This is a genomic window from Pseudoalteromonas sp. S327 (assembly GCF_005886415.1).
GTDB lineage: Bacteria > Pseudomonadota > Gammaproteobacteria > Enterobacterales > Alteromonadaceae > Pseudoalteromonas > Pseudoalteromonas atlantica.
The window spans coordinates 1-7,948 of record NZ_PNDP01000010.1 but is presented as its reverse complement, the minus strand read 5'-3'; the positions used below and the strand labels follow the sequence as shown (position 1 = coordinate 7,948).

Sequence of the window (7,948 nt, the reverse complement as noted above, 5' to 3'; positions counted from 1 at the left end):
AGCTGAGCAAGTTAATAATGAGCCAAGAGCGATGGTTTTTAAAAGTGTACGTTTCATGATTATCTTCCTGTTTGGTTAGTCGTGCTTGTTGCCGACAACTTAACTTTAGATAAATCCTCTTGCCCCGACAAACGATAAAAACAAACCTAATAAGTGAGAAAATCTAACCTATAGACTTTAGTCTAACACCTGCTTTAAATAGCGTTTCTTTCACTTTAAAAAAATACAGCAAAAACAAGCGAGTTAACTACGTTGGCAGTTTATTAGTAAAGGCCCACCTATAAGTAAAACTGAGTTAGTTAGCAGTTAACTTTTTATGTGGGTTTAAAAAAAACATTTTTTTCCACCCTTGGCTTTGTGTTGTAAAAAGCCACGGCATAGGCATAAGCGATAATATAGAATAATGCACATGAGGTTGCTTTCCTGCGGCATTACCTGTATCGCCCAGTAAGCCAATTTGGCTGTTTATGCTAACTACATCCCCTGCACTTACATGGTAGTCATTTAAATGTGCAAAATAATGCACTCGCCATTTTGCACCTAATACCGCAACCACTTTGCCACCTCGGTTTAGTTCACCTGAAAAAATAACAATACCGCTTGTTGCTGCAACCACAGGCGTGTTTTTAGCGCCAAAAATATCAATTCCTTTATGCACACCCGAGCGCCCCCACGGCTCATACCAAAACGTATTGTGGTTCCAATCCTTACTTGTAGCGCCTTGCACAGGAACTACTAGCTTCTCAGGAATGAGTAAACCCACTATTAATAAAATTATAACTGCGCCCAAAGTCCACTTTAGTAGTTTCAATGCATTACCTTTGCTGTGAATAGTCATTAAATTATTAATTACAATACCTGAACGCCTAGTGAGTATTGTTAGAACGAAACACTTTTTTAACGTGAACTAAACTCATTAATTTTAATACAGGTTTTATTATTAATTGCGCACTGCCAGCTATAAAAAGCCAGGTACCGCTTTAAACTAATGACTCATTTAAAAAGAAAAAGCTACCAATTAAAAACCACACCGCAATTAAAAAATCGTTAACTGCGCCTAATGCTTCATAACGGCGTTGGATAGTAATATGCTCTTGTCCTAAGTCTAAATTAAGCTGATTTTTGCTGGAGCCCATCAATACTACTCACTCTTTTTACTGTGTAATTAAAAAAACTGTTTTCACTAGCATCTAATACCAATTCGCTTAATTAAGTATTATTGCGAATTGGTATAGGCTTATTTGCATAATACAATAGCAAAAAACACACAATAAAAAACGCTGCCTGATATATCAGCCAGCGTTTTTATTGGTGTAGAGTCTTTATAACTAAAAACTCACTATTGCTTGTATATTTAATTGTTTATTTTTGGTCTTTTTCTAAACGTTTTTTAAGACTTAAAGCCGCATCTGCCGCTAATAATCGCATAAATTCAGAACCATTGCTTTGTTCGCCCTGCCCTGCACCTATTACAATTTCAGGCACTAAACGGCTTTTTCCTAAACTATTGAATAAAGCAGTTTGAATTTTCACCTCAGCTTTTAATGTTTCATCAAACACATATTTAGGATCAAGCGCTGCTGATTTAGCACGTAAGCGTGCCTCAGCTAACACATCCATGCCTAGTGCTTCTAAACGCTGTTGCTTTAATATCTCTTCTTGCTCTTTAGCCAACTCAGCTTTTACAGCTACACGTTGCTGCGCAGAAATAATAGCATTCGCTTTAATACGCTCGGCATCGATTTGCTCTTTAATTTTAAGCTTTTCAGACTCTGCCCGCTGCTTTGCTATTGCTTGTTCGCCTAAGGCAACTTCTGTACGCGCTTGTTGCTCTGCTTTTTTAAGATTTTGACGTGCCAAGGCTTCATCTGCAGCCGCTTGCTTTTGCGCTTCTAAGCGCGCGTTTACTTTACTTTCGTAGTCAATATCAATAATACTTGCATCTACAACAGTAATACCATACGCACCTAAAATCGGCGCATTACGCAGCGGTTTACCCTCTTTATCAGATTTAATATTTACCGTTACACGCTGCTGTTTACTTAAGCTGCCTAGTTCATCGCTTTTATCCCGCTCACCGCTGCTGATTATTTGCTCAGTAACAAAAATACCATTAGTAAGTTGATCAGAGAAGTCTTGGCTAAGTTGCCCGTTTCCACCAGAATAATGCTGCTCAACCGACATCATACGCGCCGACGCTTTAACGTTTTCTGTAGTAGCACGCATAAGTAAATTAGATATAAGCGTATCTTGCGAACCAAACTCTTCGTGTATTTTTAGTAATCCACGTAATTCACCTTTTTCAGTGGCTGGTACATTGCCTGGCAACCTAAAGCGCGATACACCACGTGCACCACCGGTTGTTGTATCCAAAAAGCGTATTGGAATAAGAGGTACAATTGCACTGGCAGTCGCGTTTTCGTCACCCGTAAAGTTAATCGATATAACCTTTTTATAAGCAGATGTAGTGCCAAATGCTTTTAAGTATGGGCCAGCTTGGTTAATAACCGTTAACTTTCCGGTAAACGCCGATTGATGAACTAAGCGCTCGTCAGCTTCGTTCCAAGAAATAACTTGTGAAGTAAGCGTTGCTATAACAGCCAACACAACCACTATTGATGTTACTAAAATGACATTTCGGCGGCCGAAACGACCTATAAATGATTGTGACTTTTCTTCTGGAACCGCTTTTTTATCGCTACCCATTTTCATTACTCTCCATGTTTAGTTTTTTCTTAACAAAGTAAATAATTTCTTGCTCGCTTAAATGCGCACAAAAACTACCTGAGCGATGCAACTCTATAAATGTTGCAAGGATCTCTTCTTTGCCTTTTATTTTTTTATGTTTATCTGCTTGGGCTTGGTTTTTATCCGTAAGTTGAGTAATAAGCTCATCTACAATGGTGTCTTTATCAAACAGCACATTGTATTCCTTAGTTTTCCTTACTCGGTTTTTGCGTATATTGCTATAAATAACATAAATAGCTAAACACAAAATAATAACCAATGTACTCAACCCAACAATATAGAAAATCATATAACCTGCTTATATTCAGTTGAATGATTACGTCAATAACAGGTGTTATAAATCAATAACAAATGTTAACTCATTAATTTTACAGAAACCTCGTATAAAAAACAGGTAAAAGTAATAATTCCAAAAATAAAGCTTTCTAATACGGGCTTTCTCACTTTTAAATTTACATGAGAGCTTTATAAAAAATTTTATTACACGCACAAAAAAGCCCCTACCTAATATAAATCGGTAGGGGCTTTTTTGTGACTCTCGCTAATTAAATTGCTTTATAAGGCAAGCTCTTCTTTAGCGCGAGTTAAGTTATGAGACACTAATGTGTTTTCAGAGATTTGTACTGCTTCGTATAAATCAGCTAATGCTGCAGTATCGTTATGCGCTTTTAAACGTGCAACGCCACGGTTGCTTAAAGCGTACGATGTAAGCTGGCGTACTTTAAATTTAGGGCCTTGTGCATCTTTTAAAAGTGCAATGGCTTTAGTACAAATTTCTTCAGCTTGAACGTAATTTTTAGATTTAACGTTAAGTGCACAGCTATTGAATGACTCTTCAAGTGGCAATGGTGCAGTAGCGGTTTTGATAACCATTAGTTTGTAGTCACTTGAATCAGCCATTACAGCTGCTGAGCAAGTTAGTAATGAGCCAAGAGCGATGGTTTTTAAAAGTGTACGTTTCATGGTTTGTCTTTCCTAATTAAGTTAGTCGCGCTTGTTGCCGACAACTGAACTTTAGAGTAATAGCTCAGCGCCGACAAACGAGAAAAACAAACTCAATAAGTGAAGAAAATTAACCTATAGACTTTAGTCTAATATACGTACAAATTTGAATGTTTAACAGCGTGTAAACCAGCGTAATTACTGCTTGTTTTGAAAAAGGTTTTAAAACGAGTGCTATGCAGTAGCTACGCATACAAGCCAGTGCGCTGTACAAAAATTAGTCTTTAAACTTTATTTTGTTTTTATGCTTTTGGCGACTTTTCCTACGCTCAAGCCCTGCACTAAAATTGAAAAAACCACCACCGCATAAGTTAAAGCCAATAATATATTACGCTGCGATCCATCAGGTAGCTGCAACACCAGCGCCACCGAAATACCGCCACGTAACCCTCCCCAGGTTAACACTTTCCATGCACTGCTGGGCAGCTCGAGCTGTTTATTAAAAATAGTTGTTGTTAGGCCAACCACAATAAGGCGCGCGCATAGCGCAATTAAAATGGTTAAAACGCCCGCCACCAGCAAATTAGCTGAGTACACAATCATTACCACTTCAAGGCCAATTAGCACAAATAAAATGGCATTTAAAATTTCATCAATTAGCTCCCAAAACAAATCAACATAGTGGCGTGTTTTATCACTCATGGCTAAATTACGGCCATGATTACCCACCATTAATCCCACCATAACCATCGCAAGTGGCCCCGATAAGAGCCAGTGACTCGCCAATGCATAACCGCCTATAACACCCGCTAGCGTAAGTAATACTTCTTCTTGGTAGCTATCTATTGCTTTTAATAAGTAATTTAAAGCAGCGCCTAATATTAAACCAAATATTATACCGCCCCCCGCTTCAACAACGAGTGTATGAGCCACTGAGTATGTAGTTGGCATATCACCACTGGTTAAAATTCCTAATAAAAGCGCAAATATCACCACGCCTATACCATCATTAAATAGCGACTCCCCCGCTATTACGGTTTCAATACTTTTAGGCGCACCAGCAGAGCGTAAAATCCCCATCACCGCTATCGGATCGGTTGGCGAAATCAACGCACCAAATAATAAACACCATATAAACGACAAATTAAATCCCAATAAAGGCACTACTACATATAACGCTGCAGCAATAATCACTGTTGAAATTAGCGTACCCACACACGCTAAAATACCTATGGGTAATTTATAACGTCTTAAGTCACTTACATTAACGTGCAGCGCCCCAGCAAAAAGCAGCATTGAGAGCATGCCATCGAGCAATACATGAGTAAAATTGAGTTGATCTAGTAGGCTTACTTCGTAATCAATAAGTTCATCAAACCCTAAAAAGCCCAAAAATATGGCCGCAATAGACACTAAAAGCGAAATAACCATCACCCCAATGGTGGTTGGCAGGCCAATAAACCGATGATTTATATAAGCAAGCAATGCGGTTATAGATAAAAAAATCGCGCTAATTTCAAATATACTCAACGTACTCGTGACATCCATAATCTAGCTCTCTTAAATTTAAAGCCTAATAAGTAGTTTCCACTTTTATGAAATGCACTTTTTAACCGTGCAACGCAAAAAGCCCATGTTAAGAATAAACCTAACATGGGCTTTTTATACACTGGCTTAATTAAAGCATGTTTAGTGCTTTTTTATAGCGCAAGCTCTTCTTTAGCAAGTGTTAAATTATGCGATACCATTGTACTGTTAGACATTTGCGCTGCCTCGTACAAATCAGCAATGGCTGCTGTGTCATTATTTGATTTTAAGCGCGCAACACCTCGGTTACTTAACGCGAATGACGTAAGTTGGCGTACTTTAAATTTAGGGCCGTCTGCACCTTTTAAAAGTGCAATTGCTTTTGTACAAATTGCTTCAGCCTCGGCATAGTTTTTTGACTTAACATTAAGTGCGCAACTATTAAATGACTGCTCAATTGGCTGCGGTGCAGTCGCTTGTTCGATAACCATTAATTTGTAGTCACTTGTATCAGCCATTACAGCAGCTGAGCAAGTTAATAAAGAGCCAAGAGCGATGGTTTTGATAAGTGAGCTTTTCATGATTATATTCCTGTTGAGTTAGTCGTGCTTGTTGCCGACAATTCAACTTTAGAGAATTAACACAAAACCGACAAACGATTAAAACAAAACCAATAAGTGAAGAAAATTAACTTATAGACTTTAGTCTAATGCCAAATTACTAATTTACGGCAATTAGTATTTATACAATCAGTAACCGAACCCGCTCTTTACTTAGTCCGCTCAAGTAGCTTAACTTTTCCATAACAGCTTCAAACTTAAAGCCTATGTCTGCAGCATCATTTATCCACCAAACCAGCTGTTATAGCACCAAGTGCTTAGCAAATTTGCGTTTGATTTACTTTGGACCGGTAATAACTATTTGCAAAAAGGTTAGCAAGCCATGGGCTATAACGGCGCGCCCCCTTACTTTTAATTCGTGATTGTGGATTGGAACAAAACTCAAACTTGACGTATTACTACAAAGTTCCATAACATCATTTATCACCCAAACCTATAAACTCCCTCGCCCATATGCCATAATCTAAATAATTCATTATTTTAGTAACTTGGCGCGTATTTAGGCGTTTATAAGTTAACTACTCAGGGTTTTCAGCATGGCATATCAAGAGCAAAATCAAGCAACAATCTATTGGCACGATTATGAGACCTGGGGGGCGAGCCCTCAAAAAGATAAGCCGAGCCAGTTTGCGGGAATTCGTACCGATCTTGATTTAAATATAATTGGCGAGCCGCTTATTGAATATTGTAAGCCGCAAGCGGATTACTTGCCTCACCCTGAGGCATGTTTAATTACCGGTATTACGCCACAAGTGGCGATGCAAAAAGGTTTGGTTGAGGCTGAGTTTATAGCCAAAATTCACGCTGAATTTAGTGCGCCAAACACCTGTGTTGCTGGTTATAACAGTATTCGCTTTGATGACGAAGTAAGCCGTTATAGCTTTTACCGTAACTTTTACGACCCGTACGAGCGCGAATATAAAAACAATAACAGCCGCTGGGATATTATTGATTTAGTACGTGCATGTTATGCGCTGCGCCCTGAGGGCATTGAATGGCCGTTAAAAGAAGACGGCAGCCCGAGCTTTAAGCTTGAACATTTAACGGTAGCTAATGGCATTGAACACGCCGCTGCGCACGATGCGCTAAGCGATGTAACTGCCACTATTGCACTGGCTAAACTTATAAAAGAAAAACAACCAAAGCTTTATAACTTCTTTTTTGGGCTGCGTAATAAAAAAGCGCTTGGTGAGTTAGTTGATGTATTTAACATGACGCCGCTGGTACATACCTCGTCACGCATTCCTGCAACGCAGGGCTGTACTACGTGGGTAGCGCCTATGAGCTTTCATCCGGTAAATAAAAACGCCGTTATATGTTTTGATTTAACCCAAAACCCGCAAGTATTGCTTGATTTAAACGTAGAAGAACTACGCAATCGTTTATACACCAAACGCGTTGATTTAGCCGAGGGTGATTTACCTGTTGGTTTAAAATTGGTGCATTTAAACAAGTGCCCTATTTTAGCGCCTGCTAAAACGTTATTGCCTGAAAACGCAGCCCGTTTAGGCATTGACCGCGAGCAATGCCTCGCTAATTTAGCTATTTTAAAAGCCAATACCGAGCTTCGCGATAAAGTAACTGAGGTGTTTAACGAAAAAGGCGATTACAGCGCGACCACTAACGTTGATTACTTACTTTACGATGGCTTTACAAGCCACGCCGACAAAGCTAAATTTGCGATTATTCGCGATGCTAAACCAGACGAGCTAGCGGGCTTAAATTTAGATTTTGAAGATAAAAAATTCAATACATTACTGTTTAGATACCGTGCACGAAACTGGCCAGAAACGCTAAACCAGCAAGAGCTTGACCAATGGCGTCAGTATTGCCAAAACAAGTTAATGCACGGAGAAGATCAACCCTCAATTAGCGCACAAGACTTTATGATCACCCTTGAAAACTTGGCCCATGAGCACGACGACAGCGAAAAAAACCTAACCATTTTAAAGGCTTTATATAACTACGCGCAAAGCATGTAATTTAGTTTAAGTTTGTGTAGAACACTTTTAAAACGCGACACTTTAGCAATAAAGTGTCGCGTTTTTTGTTTTATATAACTTTACTACTACAATCAAAGCCAAAATTTTTTCACAAAGAGAAGCGAATGA

General features: G+C 38.9%; 7 protein-coding genes and 1 pseudogene. 1 reads left to right on the top strand and 7 read right to left on the bottom strand.

The window, feature by feature from the left end; all coding sequences use genetic code 11:
• Window positions 1-295 precede the first annotated feature (295 nt).
• The 7 genes and pseudogenes from CWB60_RS04305 to CWB60_RS04275 all read right to left on the bottom strand — a co-directional run bounded on the left by CWB60_RS04305 (window position 296) and on the right by CWB60_RS04275 (window position 5,798).
• A complete protein-coding gene (locus tag CWB60_RS04305; protein ID WP_138577909.1) occupies window positions 296-811 on the bottom strand; it encodes a M23 family metallopeptidase in 516 nt (171 codons plus the stop codon).
• A gap of 55 nt (window positions 812-866) precedes the next feature.
• Window positions 867-1,136: pseudogene (locus tag CWB60_RS21095) on the bottom strand (YrhK family protein).
• Window positions 1,137-1,362: 226 nt separating this feature from the next.
• Complete coding sequence (locus CWB60_RS04295) at window positions 1,363-2,706, bottom strand: SPFH domain-containing protein (RefSeq protein WP_138577931.1); 1,344 nt, start codon at window positions 2,704-2,706, stop codon at window positions 1,363-1,365.
• A complete protein-coding gene (locus CWB60_RS04290; RefSeq protein ID WP_039972209.1) occupies window positions 2,699-3,037 on the bottom strand; it encodes a hypothetical protein in 339 nt (112 codons plus the stop codon). Before CWB60_RS04290 ends, CWB60_RS04295 begins: the two co-directional genes overlap by 8 nt.
• A gap of 266 nt (window positions 3,038-3,303) precedes the next feature.
• Window positions 3,304-3,711 carry a hypothetical protein gene (locus CWB60_RS04285; protein ID WP_138577907.1) on the bottom strand — a complete coding sequence of 136 codons (408 nt, stop codon included), beginning with the start codon at window positions 3,709-3,711 and terminating at the stop codon, window positions 3,304-3,306.
• Between the two features lie 270 nt (window positions 3,712-3,981).
• Entirely contained in the window at window positions 3,982-5,238 is a 1,257-nt protein-coding gene (locus CWB60_RS04280; protein WP_138577905.1) for a cation:proton antiporter, read from the bottom strand.
• A 152-nt stretch (window positions 5,239-5,390) separates the two neighbouring features.
• Window positions 5,391-5,798, bottom strand: coding sequence for a hypothetical protein (locus CWB60_RS04275; RefSeq protein WP_138577903.1), 408 nt, complete (start codon window positions 5,796-5,798; stop codon window positions 5,391-5,393).
• A 575-nt stretch (window positions 5,799-6,373) separates the two neighbouring features.
• Here CWB60_RS04275 and sbcB point away from each other — a divergent pair.
• Entirely contained in the window at window positions 6,374-7,819 is a 1,446-nt protein-coding gene (gene sbcB, locus CWB60_RS04270; RefSeq protein WP_138577901.1) for an exodeoxyribonuclease I, read from the top strand.
• The last annotated feature ends 129 nt before the right edge of the window (window positions 7,820-7,948 follow it).

Bases quoted from the DNA above. Each gene is read 5' to 3' on its own strand.
- CWB60_RS04280 (WP_138577905.1), bottom strand. From the start codon at position 5,238: ATGGATGTCACGAGTACGTTGAGTATATTTGAAATTAGCGCGATTTTT.
- sbcB (WP_138577901.1), top strand. From the start codon at position 6,374: ATGGCATATCAAGAGCAAAATCAAGCAACAATCTATTGGCACGATTAT.
- CWB60_RS04290 (WP_039972209.1), bottom strand. From the start codon at position 3,037: ATGATTTTCTATATTGTTGGGTTGAGTACATTGGTTATTATTTTGTGT.
- CWB60_RS04285 (WP_138577907.1), bottom strand. From the start codon at position 3,711: ATGAAACGTACACTTTTAAAAACCATCGCTCTTGGCTCATTACTAACT.
- CWB60_RS04275 (WP_138577903.1), bottom strand. From the start codon at position 5,798: ATGAAAAGCTCACTTATCAAAACCATCGCTCTTGGCTCTTTATTAACT.
- CWB60_RS04295 (WP_138577931.1), bottom strand. From the start codon at position 2,706: ATGGGTAGCGATAAAAAAGCGGTTCCAGAAGAAAAGTCACAATCATTT.